The organism is Adhaeribacter swui (genome assembly GCF_014217805.1).
Classification (GTDB): Bacteria; Bacteroidota; Bacteroidia; order Cytophagales; family Hymenobacteraceae; genus Adhaeribacter; species Adhaeribacter swui.
The window spans coordinates 2,296,340-2,313,146 of the sequence record NZ_CP055156.1 but is presented as its reverse complement, the minus strand read 5'-3'; the positions used below and the strand labels follow the sequence as shown (position 1 = coordinate 2,313,146).

Sequence of the window (16,807 nt, the reverse complement as noted above, 5' to 3'; positions counted from 1 at the left end):
TGTAGATCTTAGACCCTCGATGTTAATCATCTGGCTTCTAATAATCTGCCCTAAGTGTAGTAAAGACCTGCTGTCTTTACTTAATTGAATGAAGTGTGGAGAATAACGGAGTCGAACCGTTGACCTCCTGCGTGCAAAGCAGGCGCTCTAGCCAGCTGAGCTAATCCCCCTAGTTCTATAGAGTGGGCCTGCCTGGACTCGAACCAGGGACCTCTACATTATCAGTGTAGCGCTCTAACCACCTGAGCTACAAGCCCTCAGCTTTTAGTTGAGTGGCAAGCTCCGGCTTCTAAACTTTCCTCTTCTCTCTATCCGTTCTGCCCAGCTTTTCGCCCTTTGGCTTACACGCAGCTGTGATGCCACTTCTTTTTTGTTTTACCAACCACCTGCTGTGGTTAGCCTCTTAGGATTTGAATAAGGAAAAGAAAATAACAAACCTGTTAAAGTAAAGCTGTAACAATCAGCTCCAGAAAGGAGGTGATCCAGCCGCACCTTCCGGTACGGCTACCTTGTTACGACTTAGCCCCAGTTACCAGTTTTACCCTAAACGGCTCCTTAACGGTTACCGTCTTCAGGTCTCCCTGACTTCCATGGCTTGACGGGCGGTGTGTACAAGGCCCGGGAACGTATTCACCGCGTCATTGCTGATACGCGATTACTAGCGATTCCAGCTTCATGAGGTCGAGTTGCAGACCTCAATCCGAACTGAGAACGGTTTTTTGAGATTGGCATCTTATTACTAAGTAGCGACCCTCTGTACCGCCCATTGTAGCACGTGTGTAGCCCTAGGCGTAAGGGCCATGATGACTTGACGTCGTCCCCACCTTCCTCACTGCTTGCGCAGGCAGTCTCTCTAGAGTCCCCACCATGACGTGCTGGCAACTAAAGATAGGGGTTGCGCTCGTTGCGGGACTTAACCCAACACCTCACGGCACGAGCTGACGACAGCCATGCAGCACCTTGCTTTGTGCCCCGAAGGGAAGCCTCATCTCTGAGGCGGTCACGCGCATTCTAGCCTAGGTAAGGTTCCTCGCGTATCATCGAATTAAACCACATGCTCCACCGCTTGTGCGGGCCCCCGTCAATTCCTTTGAGTTTCACCCTTGCGGGCGTACTCCCCAGGTGGATAACTTAACGCTTTCGCTAAGACGCTGACTGTGTATCGCCAACATCGAGTTATCATCGTTTACAGCGTGGACTACCAGGGTATCTAATCCTGTTCGCTCCCCACGCTTTCGTGCCTCAGCGTCAGTTACAGCCTAGTAAGCTGCCTTCGCAATCGGAGTTCTGGATCGTATCTATGCATTTCACCGCTACACGATCCATTCCGCCTACCTCGTCTGTACTCAAGCCTCACAGTATCCATGGCAGTTCAACAGTTGAGCTGTTGGCTTTCACCACGGACTTATGAAGCCGCCTACGCACCCTTTAAACCCAATAAATCCGGACAACGCTTGCACCCTCCGTATTACCGCGGCTGCTGGCACGGAGTTAGCCGGTGCTTATTCATCTAGTACCGTCAGTTCCTCTCGCAAGAGTATTTTCTTCCTAGATAAAAGCAGTTTACAACCCAGAAGGCCTTCATCCTGCACGCGGCATGGCTGGGTCAGAGTTGCCTCCATTGCCCAATATTCCCTACTGCTGCCTCCCGTAGGAGTCTGGTCCGTATCTCAGTACCAGTGTGGGGGATCATCCTCTCAGAACCCCTAGTCATCGTCGCCTTGGTGAGCCGTTACCTCAACCAACTAGCTAATGACACGCATGCCCATCTTTTATCGCCTCAGCTTTAATCATCCTCAGATGCCCTCAAATGATATTATGCGGTATTAATCCGGATTTCTCCGGGCTATCCCCCAATAAAAGGTAGGTTGCATACGCGTTACGCACCCGTGCGCCACTAACTGAAGCATTGCTGCTCCAGCCCGTTCGACTTGCATGTATTAGGCCTGCCGCTAGCGTTCATCCTGAGCCAGGATCAAACTCTCCATTGTAGAATATTATTGTGAAGCATTGCTGCTCCTTGTGTCTCGCTGGATCGTTACCTGTGCTCTCTTTTAACATAAGACCCTCTAACCCGTAAGTTAGATATAGCACTTATGCGGTTTGCTATTTTCTCTTTTCACTCATTCAAAGAACTTGCTCCAACCACTTCCTGGTTGAACTTGTACTACTCTTTATTGATTAGTTAGTAGCTGTTTTTTTTACTTTTTCTCTTTCCTCCCTGCCGGAGAAACCCTTCTTTTTATTTGGGAGCACAAAGGTCAGCATCTTTTTTATTTTCTCCAAATCTAAAAGCAAAAATATTTTTTATTTTTTTTTCTGCTCTCTTCTTTGCTTGCCTTCCCGCCAGAACCTAAATCACAACGCTTAAACCGCTCCGCTTAGTTCCCTGCTGGCTCCCGCTTTTTTCCACTCTCCTTACTTCCCTTTCAACCAGCTGCCGAATTGGGAGTGCAAAAGTCTGAATTCTTTTCCTTCCCTCCAAATCTTTTCGTAACTTTTTTTTTAAAACTTTTTGCCAGTCTTAAAACCGCCGCCTCCCGCTTCAACAAGTCAAATTTTCTTCCTTCTGTAAGGCCCCAAACTGAGGTGGTTGTACCCCGGGCCTGCTGCCCTTTTTCCGTTTCGGTGTGCAAAGATAACCACCTCTTTCTCCCTTTTCCAAACCTTTTTGCAACTTTCCCGTAGCCCTGCCCCTAATCCCCTGAGTACAACCACCAAAAATTTTTTAACTCCTCCCGCAGCTTCCCCTTATCCTCTACCGCCGCAACGTGCTCACCCGGTCCGGGCCTACACTCACGATCCTGATCGGAACAATATCTCAGTTTTAAAAATTAGTATTAGTGTAACTATAACTCATGCTGCTATATGTTAATATTAACCTAATTATACTATCATCGCATTTTCAATTACAGGATTAGAATACAAGCTAATCTTCATATTTAAGTGTTTGATAATGAATTACTACATATTTATAAAGTAATTTTATTTACTTCCGGAATGGACCTTATTTTTCTTAAATATTTGACTACATTTAAGTTCATATCCATTTTCAAATTACATAGACAATATAATAGAATTCTGGCTACTGAATAAAGCTTAGTTCTGGAATGTGTCTTTATCCCTCGGTCTGAAGTATATAAATAAGCAAATTAAATTTATAAAGCTGTACTCAAGAGAATGAAAGCATTAACCTGCGTCTTTTACTCAGTATTTTTTAAATTTTTAATTTTTCATTCTGCTTTTGCCCAAAACCAAACAAATACCGCAGACACCTTAAATTTACTAACAGCTAAAAACAATGTTACTAATGCATATACCACTTCTTTAGACAACGACCTACATCTATATAATGGTAAGGAGTATTTAAGCTATGATAAATATTACCTAAAAGGACATCAATTTTATAAATCGAGCGAAGAACAAGAAGGAGCTGTATACTACGAAGGCCATTTATATACCAAAATTTCTTTGCTGTACGATGTAGTTCTGGACCAGATTGTTGTTTCTGAACCCAATGGCTCTTTACAATTTAAGCTTGAAAATCAAAAAATCAATTATTTTCAGGTGCATGATCATGTATTTATTCGGTTAAATGCCGATACATTATCAACTTCTGCTATTCGTACAGGATTTTACGATTTACTGGTAGATGGCGAAACCCAGGTACTAGCCAAAAGAATAAAGCGAATTTTTGAAGATGTTACTCCCAGGGGTATGGAAGGTGAGTTTGTGATTGAAGATAAATTCTTAATCCGGAAAAACACCCGGTACTATCCCGTCACAAAAAAGAAATCGGTAATAAAAGTATTACAAAACAATAAAAAAGAGCTTTTGAAATATAGCCGTACCCAGCATTTAAAATTTAATAAAGAAATGCGCGAAGCTTCTTTAGTAAAGTTAGTACAATATTATAATAGCTTACCTACTCTTCAATAATCAGAAAATAAACCTGATCATGTAATACTCTCTTACTTGCTGTATAATTAACTTTTTATGGTTTCTTGCTTACGCCTTATTTTAACTTTTATTCTGGTAAGTGGCTGTTTTTTCGGTTACGCACAAAACATAAAAAGTAATTTAATCACCGGAAATTTTAAAAATTTAAAATTTCCGGATTTTGTTGCGGCAGTAGAAACACAAACTACGTATCATTTCTATTATGAGCCGGCAACTGTAGATAGTTTATTGGTAACTATTCAGGTAAACGAAAAACCATTAGCCACCATTCTTCCTTTGATTTTTAAAGGCACCACTTTGCATTTTGCTATCGATGCCGAAAACCGGGTTTATATAACATCCAACATAACCTTAGATTTAAATTTACCGGCTGATTACTTTAAACCGGAAGACCTCAAAACCGCAGTAACTAAAACCAGTCCGGTAAATTATTCTACTGAACCGCAGCCGGGTAATTCGCGATCGTTAAATCTTGCTGAACGTAAAATTTATGAGATAGGCCGCGCCGGCAAAAGCACCACCGGGCAAGCAACTTTAGCCGGACACTTGCGCGACGTAAAATCTGGTGAACCTGTAATTGGGGCGGCTGTTTACATTCAATCTCCTAGTATTGGAGTTACGACTGATCAGTTTGGGTATTACGCCCTCACATTACCTACTGGCCGCCATGATATATTAATAAGAGGATCGGGCATAAAAAATACTAAACGCCAGGTTTTACTGCAAGGCGATGGCCAATTGGAGATTGAAGTAGAGGAAGATATAACGCCGCTGAAAGAAGTAGTAATAGAAGCCGAAAAAGATAAAAATGTGGCCGGTATGCAAATGGGCCTAGAAAAGCTAGATATTAAAACCATGCGCCAGGTACCTACTGCTTTTGGCGAAACCGATATTCTACGCGTAGTGCTTACTTTACCCGGCGTAAAGTCGGTGGGCGAAGGAAATACTGGCATGAATGTACGCGGTGGCGCAACAGATCAAAATTTAATTCTTTTTAACGATGCTACCATTTACAACCCGGCGCATTTGTTTGGTTTCTTTTCGGCTTTTAACCCCGATATTTTAAAAACGGTAGAACTCTACAAAAGTGCTATTCCGGCTAAATACGGCGGCCGGTTATCATCGGTGTTAGAAATTGCCACCCGCGACGGAAATAAAAAAGAATTTTCGGGCTCGGGCGGTATTGGCCTGCTTACCAGTCGGCTTACTTTAGAGGGGCCTATTATTAAAGATAAAACCGCCTTTATTATCGGGGGGCGCAGCACGTACTCCGATTGGCTTCTGCAGAAACTGCCCAACAGTACCTTTAAACAAAGTTCGGCGGGTTTTTACGATGTAAACGCGCACATTAGCCACGAAATAAATAGCAAAAATTCTATTTACGCTACGGGTTACATGAGCCGCGATAAATTTAGATTAGCCGCCGACACCCTGTATAAATATGTAAACCAGAATGCCAGTTTAAAATGGAAACATATTTTTAATAATAAACTGTACGGGGTTTTAACCGGCGCTTATAGCCATTATAATTATAATATAACCAGTAACATTAATCCGGTAAATGCTTCCGAATTAACTTACAGCATTAATCAATCAAATATTCAAGCCGATTTTAATTATTTTCATAACGCCAAACACACTTTTGATTTCGGCTTTAGTTCTATTCTTTACAACATCTCGCCGGGCAGTTTAAAACCCTTGGGCGTAGAATCTTTAATAACCACGGATCTTCTGGAACGGGAGAAAGGCTTGGAAAGTGCAGTATACGTTTCTGACCGGATTGACTTAACGCCCCGTTTTTCTGTGATGCTGGGTTTACGTTATTCGTTGTACCACGCACTGGGTCCCAAACAGGTGTACCAATATTTGCCCAACCAGCCTAAGTCCGAAAGTACCATTACTGATACGGTAAGCTATAATGCCGGCGATGTACTAGCCAAATACCACGGCCCCGAGTACCGGCTCTCGGCAAAATATGCCCTCACTGATAACTCGTCGGTAAAAGTAAGTTATAACCGGATGCGCCAGTACATACACATGCTGTCGAATACAGCCGCTATGTCGCCGACTGATATCTGGAAATTAAGTGATGCCCACATCCGCCCGCAAATCGGCGACCAGGTGGCTTTGGGTTATTACCGGAATTTTAAATCCAACACCATCGAAACCTCCATAGAAACTTACTACAAAAAAATGCACGATTTTGTAGATTATAAAAGTGGCGCCACTTTGCTGCTAAACCACCACATAGAAACCGATGTAATTAATGCCGAAGGAAAAGCTTATGGCGTTGAAGTAATGGTAAAAAAATTAACTGGTAAAATAAACGGTTGGGTTAGCTACACTTACTCTAGATCGCTGGTAAAAGTTAATACCGGCACTACCACCGACATGATTAATAAAGGAAACTACTACCCCAGCAACTTTGATAAACCCCACGACTTTACTTTAATCGGCAATTACCGGTTTAGCCGCCGTTTTAGTACTTCATTAAACTTTACTTATAATACGGGGCGGCCTATTACTTTGCCCTTGGCTAAATATTATGTAGGTAACTCCACCCGGGTATATTACTCCGACCGCAATGCGTACCGGGTACCCGATTATTACCGCGCCGATTTTGCCATGAACATCGAAGGTAACCATAAAGTAAAAAAACTAGCCCATAGCTCCTGGACCTTGGCCATCTATAACCTAACCGGACGAAAAAACCCGTATTCCATTTATTTTAAATCAGAAGGCACTAAGATTAACGGGTACCAGCTTTCTGTTTTTGGGCGGCCTATTCCAACTATCACCTATAATTTTAAATTTTAGATGTTCCGATTAAAACGCCCCTGGATAGTGCTGTATAGCTATTTTTTATTGCTGGCCTTAAGCAATTGCGTAGACCCTTTTGACCCGCAGGTAAAAAATATACCACAAAGTTTTTTAGTAGTAGATGGCTTTATTAATGCCCAGGGAGTTACTACCATTAAACTATCCCGGACGGTAAATTTAAGCGCTGATTCTATTGCACCCCCAGAAAGTAATGCCACGGTTTACATTGAGGAGGAAGACGGTGCCCCCATTTATTTAGCAGAACAGCAAGCCGGCACTTATACTTCGGGTAGTCTAAATTTAAATTTTTTAAAAAATTACCGGCTACATCTAAAATTAGCTTCTGGCAAAGAATACACTTCGGATTATACCCTTATTAAAACAACGCCACCTATTGACGAAGTTACCTGGGAAAGCAAAAGTAATGGCTTGCAGATTTACGTAAACAGCCACGATGCGAGTAAAGCTACCCAATATTACCACTGGCAGTACGAAGAAACCTGGGAGTATACCGCCGCCTATCAGTCGCCGCTGGAGTATAGCAACGGAACCATCATCAGCCGGAAAGAAGATATTTACCGATGCTGGAACACGCAACTTTCTAACGCCATCCGGATTGCCAGTACGGCTCGGCTTAGTCAGGATGTGGTTTCTAATTACCCTTTGGTTATTGTTCCTTCTAACTCTATAAAACTAGGGGTACGGTACAGTATTTTGGTAAAACAATATGCGCTTTCGCCGGAAGAGTACCTGTACTACGAAATGCTGCAGAAAAATACCGAAAACATTGGTTCTTTGTTCGACCCGTTGCCAACCCAGTTAACCGGCAACATTCATGCGGTAGCAGATCCCACGGAGCCAGTAATTGGTTTTGTAGGCGCTTATTCCGAAACGCAAAAAAGAATATTTGTTAACCACGACGAACTACCAAAAACCTGGGATATCGACTATGAAAGCTGCGTTGCCCCTGATTCTATCGTTATCGATAATTTATTTTATCGCAATCTTGCAGAGGTAGAAAATCACTTTAGCACCGGTATTTATTTACCCTTGACTCCCATTTTTTCTAAAGGCATACCCCGGTTAATCGGGTACACCGCCACAGCCGCTGGCTGCGCCGATTGCCGCCTGAAAGGCACCAACGTAAAACCTGATTTCTGGTAATAAAAACTTGGCTTCCGGGATAAATTTTAAAAAACGTAGCAAATTAAAAATTGATGAAGTATTTAAACCCACTTACCAGTTTTTACGGCCGCCAACCAAGCTTCCGGATATTGCATTTCTTTTTTTTGCTGCTCGCATTTTTAAATTCAAAGCTTGTTTACAGCCAAACCGATACATTAAAAAGTATTACCCGGCAATTTAAGCAGTACAGCGAACACCACTTATCCGAAAAATTATTTCTGCACTTAGACCGGCCTATGTACCTGGCTGGCGAAACCATGTGGTTTAAAATTTATGCCGTTGACGGTACTTTTCAAAAGCCACTGGATCTTAGTAAAATCGCTTATATAGAAGTACTGGATAAAGAACAGAAACCCGTGCTGCAAGGTAAAGTAGATTTGTTAGATGCTACTGGCCAAGGCTCTTTTGTGCTCCCAAGTTCTTTAACGTCGGGTAACTACCTGGTGCGGGTCTACACTAATTGGATGAAAAACTTTAGCCCGGAATATTACTTTCAAAGCCCCGTAACTATTGTAAACACTTTTACGAACCTCGGCTTAAAGCCCAATAAAGACTCGGCAGCGTACGATATTCAGTTTTTTCCGGAAGGCGGTAACCTGGTAAAAGGTTTAACCAGTAAGGTAGCATTTAAAATAACCGACAAATCGAGTCGGGGAATAGACGCTGACGGCTACCTCCAAGATAAATCAGGCAATAAGCTTACAACCTTTAAAACGCAAAAATTTGGCTTAGGTAATTTTACTTTTACCCCTTCCGAGGCAACTGCCTACCAGGCTACCTTAAAACTGGCAAATAGCAAAGTAGTTACAGCAACTTTACCGGTAGTTTACGAGCAAGGCTACGTGATGCAGTTAACAGATGTAGATGCCGGACAAATTAAAATTACGGTACAAACGAATGTAACAGACCAGGCTAATAGTGATATTTTTTTATTGGGGCACGCGCGGCAAAATCCATTAGTATCAACCTATAATCGGTTAAACAACGGCCAGGCAGAATTTACCATCAATAAGAAAAACCTAGCCGAAGGCATTAATCATTTTACTCTTTTTAACTCCCGGAAACAGCCGCTCTGCGAAAGGTTATACTTTCAGCAGCCGCATCATCAGTTAGCCATTGCGGCCACCACCGATAAAACGACTTACACTACCCGCGAAAAAGTAATTATGGAGCTAAGCACGGCTGATCAATCGCAAGCAGCTACGCCGGCTAACCTATCCTTGGCCGTTTACCGCCTCGATTCGCTGCCCACCACTACCCCGCCAGCTATTAACAACTATCTTTGGCTTACTTCCGATTTGCGGGGCACTATCGAAAACCCGGAATATTACTTTAGCCCGGCTAGCCCCGAAGTTGCCCAAGCGGCAGATAATTTAATGCTAACCCAGGGCTGGCGCCGCTTTCAATGGGAATCTGTTTTTTTTAAAAAATCCGATTCTATTCAGTTTGTACCGGAATTAAATGGTCATTTAATCCGGGGAAAGATTACGGATCGGCAAACCGGGCAACCAGTTCCCAATATGGCCACGTATCTGGCTTCACCGAGTCGTTTGGTACGGCTTTATCATACTACCAGTAAGGCTAACGGCGCTATTCAATTTGAAGCCAAAGATTTTTATGGTTCCCGCGAAATAGTAGTACAAACCGGCCTTCCGCAAGACAGTTTATACCGCTTCGAAATACAAAACCCTTTTTCTGATAAAAACTTTACAACCCAGGTTCCGCCTTTTACTTTAACCGAAAAATTTAAAATTGATCTGGAGCAACGCCATGCGCAGATGCAGGTACAAAACGCTTATTTTAAAAAATATGCGAGCCGGTTTAAACCCACAGTAACAGATAGCATGGCATTTTACGGCCAACCCGATGAAAAATATAAGCTGGACGATTTTACCCGTTTTAAAGTAATGGAAGAAGTTTTGCGCGAGTACGTGCCCGGGGTACAAGTCCGGATCCGGAAAGACGGCTTTCATTTTATGGTATTCGATAATGTAAACAAAACCATTTTCCGGGACAACCCGATGGTTTTGCTGGACGGCGTACCCGTATTTAACATTAACAAAATAATGGCTATGGATCCGCTTAAAATTCAAAAGCTGGAAGTAATTACAAGCCGGTATTTTCAGGGCACGGCAACGTACAATGGTTTGGTTAGTTTTTCGACGTATAAAGGCAATTTGGATGGCTTTGATTTGAACCCGAACACGTTTGTGCAAGAATACGAAGGTCTGCAGTACCAGCGGGAGTTTTACGCACCGCGCTACGAAACCACCACCGAAAAACAAAGCCGCTTACCCGACCAGAGAAATTTATTGTACTGGAACCCACAGGTTATTACTACTAGCAACAAACAAAAACTAGAATTTTATACTTCAGATAAAGCGGGAAAATACCTGATATCTATTCAAGGATTATCTAAAACCGGCTTAGCAGGTAGCACCAATCTAATTTTTGAAGTAAAACAAGCCTTATAGTTTTTTATTAGGCATAAAAAAGCCTCTTGGTTAAGAGGCTTTTTTAAAATTTTGAATTTTAGCGGAATAATTTCTTGCAACTCTAACATCCAATATCCAACATCTAATATCTATATTCCTACTTGTGCTGTTTACTTAGCCTGCACGTGCCAGATGGTATTAGCGGCATCATCGGCTACCAACAAAGCACCACTGGGCAACACGGCTAAACCTACCGGACGACCGTACACTTCGCTTTTAGCGGCATCGGCAATAAAGCCTGTTAAAAAGCTTTCGGGTTTACCGGCCGGTTTGCCATCTTTAAACGGTACAAATACCACTTTATACCCCACAAATTCTGAGCGGTTCCAGGAACCGTGTTGCCCTACGAAAGCGCCATTGCGGTATTTCTCCGGAAAAGTTTTACCATCGTAAAAAGTTAAACCCAAACTAGCCGTGTGCGATCCCAAAGCTACATCCGGTACAATGGTTTTCTTTACCATGTCGGGTTGTTGTTCTTTTTCCATACGGGGGTCGGGGTGAGGTCCCCAGTAGGCAAACGGCCAACCGTAAAACCCGCCATCTTTTACGCTGGTTAAATAATCAGGTACTAAGTCGTCGCCTAAATTATCGCGTTCGTTTACTACGGTGTATAAGGTTTTTGTGCCGGGTGCCCAATCCATCCCAACCGGGTTTCGTAAACCGCTGCCATACACGCGTTCGCCGGAACCATCGGGGTTTATTTCCAGGATATTTGCCCGGCGTTTTTCATTATCTAAACCATTTTCGGCTACGTTACTGCCCGATCCTACCGAAATATAAATTTTAGAACCATCGCTGTTGGCAATAATATTACGGGTCCAGTGGTTATTGTAGCCGCCAGCGGGTAAATCCAAAATCTTTTCGCCTTTACCGGTAATCTGGTCCTGACCTTCTTTGTAAGGATACTTCCAAAGGCCATCGGTGTTGGCTACGTAAAAGGCATTGTTTAAAATTAACATGCCCAAAGGCTGATTTAAATTTTCCAGAAACGTTTTATGTACCTCGGGTTTTCCATCCTGGTTGGTATCCCGGAACAGCGTAATCCGATTGGCACTGCCGCCAGTATTTACTTTTTCGCTTTTACCGGTACCTACGTTTTGTACTTTTTTAAAAATACTTTCTTCGGTGCTTGCTTCGGCCACTAAAATATCGCCGTTGGGCGCTACGTAAATCCAACGCGGGTTGCGCATTTTTTCGGCAAATTTAGTAACCGTAAAACCATCGGGCGCCTGCGGCATTTTACCGGCCGGCCAACCAATTACTTTGCTGTTTTTGGCAGTTGGTGGGGTAGCAAAAGGTTTAGGTAAGGTATCGTTGGCGGCGGTGGTAGCCGTTGAATCGGTAGTTTCGGTGGCGCTGGTGGTGCTATTTTCTGTTTGCGGTTTGGAGTTACACGCCCCCAAGGCAAGCGCCAATAAAAAACTACATTCTACTAATTGCACTTTCTTCATAATAAGAATAATAAATTAATTTTTAGTTCTTTACCAATCTGTAAAAATGTAAACAGATTCAAGTTATAGATGTTACTCCTAATTCTTGGTTTTCGTTATTATTTTTGGCAGGTTGCTAAAAAACAGAAAAAATGTTTGCCTGTTAAAAGTTTTCCGAAGCTGGGGTTTATTGCTTAAATTTTTAAAAAATTTTCTTTTCGGTCAGGCAAAAACTACCTGGCATTAATTGGTTCTCTTTGGGTAAGCACGGTTCTTTACTATTTTCAGAATAAACCTTTATTCTTATATTCCTTATCAGTAACTATGCAGGCTGTTGCAGAATCAAACTAAATTTGCGTTAGTAAATACTTTAAATTGCCTTGCGCTACTACACCTCTACAAAATAAATAATGGACAGAGATTCCGTTTTAGAAATTATTAAAAGCAACATTACCTGGGATTTAGTAATTATTGGCGGTGGGGCTACCGGTATTGGCGCTTTGCTGGAAGCAGCCTCGCGGGGTTACAAAGCTTTATTGCTGGAACAATCGGATTTTACAAAATCGACTTCTAGTAAAAGTACCAAATTGGTACACGGCGGGGTGCGTTACCTGGCGCAAGGTGATGTAAAATTAGTGCGCGAAGCCAGTATGGAACGGGGATTATTGTACCGAAACGCACCGCATTTAGTTAAAAATCAAATCTTTATAATACCAAGTTATACCTGGTGGGGCCGACCCTGGTACACAATAGGTTTAAAATTATACGATTTTTTAGCCGGTAAACTGAGTATGGGCGCCTCGGTGGCTATTTCTAAAGCTGCCACCATCGCCCATTTACCAACTATTAAACCCGAGAATTTACGGGGTGGCGTATTGTACCACGACGGGCAATTCGATGATTCGCGGCTAGCCATAAATGTTTTGCAAACGGCTTTTGAGCAAGGCGGTTACGCCATTAATTACATGGCCGTAACTAACCTGCTGAAAGATGCGGCGGGTAAAATAAATGGGATACAAGCATATGATTCCGAAAACCACCAGGCGTATACTTTGCAATGCAAAATGGTATTAAATGCGACGGGGGTTTTTACCGATCAGATTTTAAGATTAGATAACCCGGGCAATGCCCCTAGCATTCGGCCCAGCCAAGGTGTGCATTTGGTACTGGATAAAGATTTTTTGCCCGGCAACCATGCCTTAATGGTTCCTAAAACCGAAGATGGCCGGGTTTTATTTTTGGTACCCTGGTACGGCAAAGTAATTGTGGGCACCACCGATACCCCAATTGCGGAAGCTTCGTTGGAACCTCAGGCGCTGGAAAGCGAAATTGAATTTATTTTAAAAACGGCTGGTCAATACTTAACCCGGGCACCCCAACGGACAGATGTGCGGAGTATATTTGCTGGTTTGCGGCCTTTGGCGGCAGTAAACCAAAACTCGCAACGCACCAAAGAGGTATCGCGCAGTCATAAAATTATGGTGTCCTCATCAGGCTTAGTTTCTATCTTGGGCGGTAAATGGACTACCTTCCGCAAAATGGCAGAAGAAGCTATAGACCAAATAGAAACTACCGCTAACTGGCCGCACCAGCCATCGGTAACCCATAATTTAAAAATTCATGCGGCAGCAGAACCTGATCCATCAAACCAGCTAAGTAACTATGGTACCGATGCTGTACTTATTCAAAAGTTAATAGCCGAGCAACCCGAATTAGGAGCATATCTAAGCACTTCCTTAGGAATTTTAAAAGCGCAGGTAATTTGGGCGGTTAGAGAAGAAATGGCGCGCACCGTGGAAGATTTTTTGGCCCGACGCGTTAGAGCGTTGTTGCTGGATGCCCAGGAAAGCATCCGGATGGCACCCGAAACTGTCCGCCTGATGGCCCAGGAACTAAACTTACCCGAAACCTGGCAACACCAACAAGTGCAGGAATACACGAAACTAGCCCGTAATTACTTATTAAAGTAACCTTCCTGATTTTTTAAATTTTTCCTTTTTAGCAGAAGTTATTTTATTAAAAGCAGTTTTTGCTGCAGGTGTTTTACCGGGGTTTGTAATTGTAGGATGTATATGCCGCTGGTATTGTTACTGGTTTGCCACTCTACCTGGTAATTTTTATTTGCCTTTACTTCTTGCTGAAACAAGATGGCAACCTCGTGACCTTGGCTATTATATACTTTTACAGCGGCCATTTGAGTTTGGGGTAAGGCAAAACTTACCATTGTTTTATTAAACACCGGATTAGGAGAAATTTTTAAAATAATTTGTTCTGTTTGGGTACTTGTTTTTTCTGACAAGTCAGATTTTCGGGTGGCAACGATTGCTTTAGCTTCCAGAGCCACTTTAACTAGCCAATAATCCATACCACCCTGACTAAACTGCGTTCTATCGCCGCTTACCCCAGAATCAGACTTTCCACCCAAAAGCAAACCACCATCCGGGGTTTGCGTAACAACCCGGAGCTCTTCGGCGCCACTGCCGCCAAAACGTTTATCCCACTGGTACATGCCGTCTTTATCTGTTTTTACGATCCAATAATCACTATCTCCCCGGCTTTCTTGCGTCTTGTTACCACTCTTGCCCGAGAACGATTTACCGGCTAACAAGTACCCGCCATCTTGGGTCTGAATACTGGCCCGTAGTTCATCATTTTGGCTACCCCCAAAGCGTTTATCCCACACTTTTTCGCCGGTACTGGTTAGCTTCAAAAACCAGAAGTCTAAACCTCCTTGTGTTCCCCGGGTTTTATCCCCGCCCGCCGGAGAATCACTTTGTCCGGAGATAAAAAATTCTTTCCCATTTCGGCCTAAAGCATAAGCCTCGTCCTGGCCGCCGCCACCGTACGTTTTGTCCCAGATTTTTTCACCGTTTTTATCTACCCGGATCAACCAAAAGTCGCTACCGCCTTGGCTCACCTGGCTTTTATCGCCGCTTTTACCCGATACGGAACTACCTCCGAGCAAATAACCTTTATCTGCTGTTTCTACAATTCCCGTTAGCGTTTCATTTAAATTGCCGCCGTAGCGTTTATCCCAGATTTTGGTACCCGTAGCACTGACTTTAACGAGCCAGAAGTCAGTTCCTCCTTGGCTTCCCTGGCTTTTATCGCCACTGGCCGGAGAGTTACTGTAACCCGCCAGGATAAACTCGCCAGTGGTAAGCTGAATTACTTTTTTAAGTTCATCGTAACCTGAGCCGCCAAAGCGTTTATCCCATTGTTTTTCGCCGGCGTTATTTATTTTCACAATCCAGTAATCGCGGTCGCCGCGGCTTGCTTGGGTTTTATCCCCACCAATGCCCGAGCGGGAAGAACCGGCTAAAAGGTAACCGCCGTCTTTGGTTCGAAGAATCCGGTTTAAATAATCGTCCTGGGTGCCCCCATACCGGTACTCCCAAATTTTTCGGTTGTACTTATCACTTTTTACCACCCAGTAATCGTTTTTGCCCTGGCTAAGTTGGGCCTTATCGCCGCTCACGTCTGAGTTAGTGTACCCGCCCGCTAAAAAGCCGCCATCGGGAGTTTCAATGAGCGTTGTTAAATTTTCGTTGCCGGGGGCTCCGTAGCGCAGATCCCAGGTTGTAGTAAGCGGATTATTTTCTTTTATTTTTACTAACCAAAAATCAGTGGTGTCTTTCAGGTCAACGGTTTTATCGCCGCTTATTTCCGAGAAAGAAAGCCCGGCTAGTAAATAGCCATTATTCGGGGTAGTAAACAAAGTTGTTAGGTTATCATGGCCATCGCCCCCAATGGTTTTATCCCAAACTCTATTGCCCTGGCTAGTTACCTTAATAACCCAATAATCGTCGAGCCCTCGGCTAGGCTCACTTTTATCGCCCCATTCCGAGCCATCATCCGACGACTGCCCGCCAATCAGGTAACCGCCATCCGGAGTATTTAACAAAGTGGTGAGTTCCTTATTAAAACCAACAGGACTGCCGTACGAATTACGCCAGAGAAAATCTCCGGTATTCGAAATCTTTGATACTGCGTAGTAAGAACCAAATTCAGAATTATTATTGTCGTAATACTCGGTTGCCCCCAGCAATAAGCCCTTGTCGGGTGTTAAGATCATGGTGGCAAAAGCGGGAACATAACTGCCGGTACCGTATGCTTTATCCCATATTTTACGGCCCGCCGGGTCTATTTTTATGATCCAATTGTCCCAGCTAGACCAGGTAGGATATTCTTCGGTAATCGGGTTACTGCTTGTGTTATCGTTACCGGCAAAAGAGTTGGTAGAACCGCCTAATACGTAATTACCATCGGGAGTAGCTAGCATTGTCTTAAAATAAGAATGGCCGGTAGTAATGGTATCGGCTTGTGGTTCGCCATCCGGGCCATAATAATAAGTGAGCGCTGGCCGGATAACTCCGCCAAAAGAGTTATCCCAAAGTTTCTGGCCGTTCTTATTTATTTTAACTATCCAATAATCCGAATATCCTTTTCGGGGTTGCGTTTTATCGCCGCTTTTACCCGAGTAAGAAGTACCGCCTAATAAAAAATTACCGTTTTCATCAGCTATCAAGCTCGAGAGGGTTTCGGTGCTATCGCCGCCAAAAGTTTTTTCCCACACTTTTGCCCAGTTTTGGTTGATTTTCAATACCCAATAATTGTTATTGAAATTGCCGCCTATTAGGTAGCCGTTATCGTGGGTAGCAATTAAGGTAGTCATAGCTCCATTACTACTGGCCACCGTTTTCTGCCAAAGAGATTTTCCATCTTTGCTGATTTTAGTAAAACGAATAACCCGAACCCCGGGGCTGGCTATTAAATACCCGCCATCCGGGGTGGCAATAATAGGCTGGGGGCCAGCGTACTGGGCGGATATGCTTTGTTGCCATTCAAGAGTTTGCGCTATTACCGTAGAGCAAATACTACTCATTATTAATAACAGCAGACTAGCTTTTGTAAACC

General features: G+C 43.4%; 7 protein-coding genes, 2 tRNA genes and 1 rRNA gene. 5 read left to right on the top strand and 5 right to left on the bottom strand.

What is annotated here, in order from left to right:
* Window positions 1-96 precede the first annotated feature (96 nt).
* The 3 genes from HUW51_RS10110 to HUW51_RS10100 all read right to left on the bottom strand — a co-directional run bounded on the left by HUW51_RS10110 (window position 97) and on the right by HUW51_RS10100 (window position 1,991).
* A tRNA-Ala gene (locus tag HUW51_RS10110) sits at window positions 97-170 on the bottom strand.
* Window positions 171-183: 13 nt separating this feature from the next.
* A tRNA-Ile gene (locus HUW51_RS10105) sits at window positions 184-257 on the bottom strand.
* A 213-nt stretch (window positions 258-470) separates the two neighbouring features.
* Window positions 471-1,991 (bottom strand): 16S ribosomal RNA (locus HUW51_RS10100).
* Between the two features lie 1,189 nt (window positions 1,992-3,180).
* On the opposite strand from HUW51_RS10100, the gene HUW51_RS10095 reads away from it, so the two are divergent.
* Genes HUW51_RS10095 through HUW51_RS10080 form a run of 4 tightly spaced genes read left to right on the top strand, consistent with a single transcriptional unit; the run spans window position 3,181 to window position 10,439 of the window.
* Window positions 3,181-3,939, top strand: coding sequence for a hypothetical protein (locus HUW51_RS10095; RefSeq protein ID WP_185273911.1), 759 nt, complete (start codon window positions 3,181-3,183; stop codon window positions 3,937-3,939).
* Between the two features lie 57 nt (window positions 3,940-3,996).
* Window positions 3,997-6,777, top strand: a complete 2,781-nt coding sequence (locus HUW51_RS10090) for a TonB-dependent receptor (RefSeq protein WP_185273909.1) — start codon at window positions 3,997-3,999, stop codon at window positions 6,775-6,777.
* Window positions 6,778-7,944, top strand: coding sequence for a DUF4249 domain-containing protein (locus tag HUW51_RS10085; RefSeq protein WP_185273908.1), 1,167 nt, complete (start codon window positions 6,778-6,780; stop codon window positions 7,942-7,944).
* Between the two features lie 53 nt (window positions 7,945-7,997).
* Complete coding sequence (locus tag HUW51_RS10080) at window positions 7,998-10,439, top strand: hypothetical protein (RefSeq protein WP_185273906.1); 2,442 nt, start codon at window positions 7,998-8,000, stop codon at window positions 10,437-10,439.
* 131 nt (window positions 10,440-10,570) lie between these two features.
* Here HUW51_RS10080 and HUW51_RS10075 read toward each other — a convergent pair whose 3' ends face one another.
* Entirely contained in the window at window positions 10,571-11,911 is a 1,341-nt protein-coding gene (locus HUW51_RS10075) for a PQQ-dependent sugar dehydrogenase (protein WP_185273905.1), read from the bottom strand.
* A gap of 389 nt (window positions 11,912-12,300) precedes the next feature.
* Between HUW51_RS10075 and HUW51_RS10070 the strand changes: the two genes are divergently transcribed.
* Window positions 12,301-13,860 carry a glycerol-3-phosphate dehydrogenase/oxidase gene (locus tag HUW51_RS10070; RefSeq protein ID WP_185273903.1) on the top strand — a complete coding sequence of 520 codons (1,560 nt, stop codon included), beginning with the start codon at window positions 12,301-12,303 and terminating at the stop codon, window positions 13,858-13,860.
* Window positions 13,861-13,898: 38 nt separating this feature from the next.
* Here HUW51_RS10070 and HUW51_RS10065 read toward each other — a convergent pair whose 3' ends face one another.
* A complete protein-coding gene (locus HUW51_RS10065; RefSeq protein WP_185273901.1) occupies window positions 13,899-16,775 on the bottom strand; it encodes a T9SS type A sorting domain-containing protein in 2,877 nt (958 codons plus the stop codon).
* Window positions 16,776-16,807 lie beyond the last annotated feature (32 nt).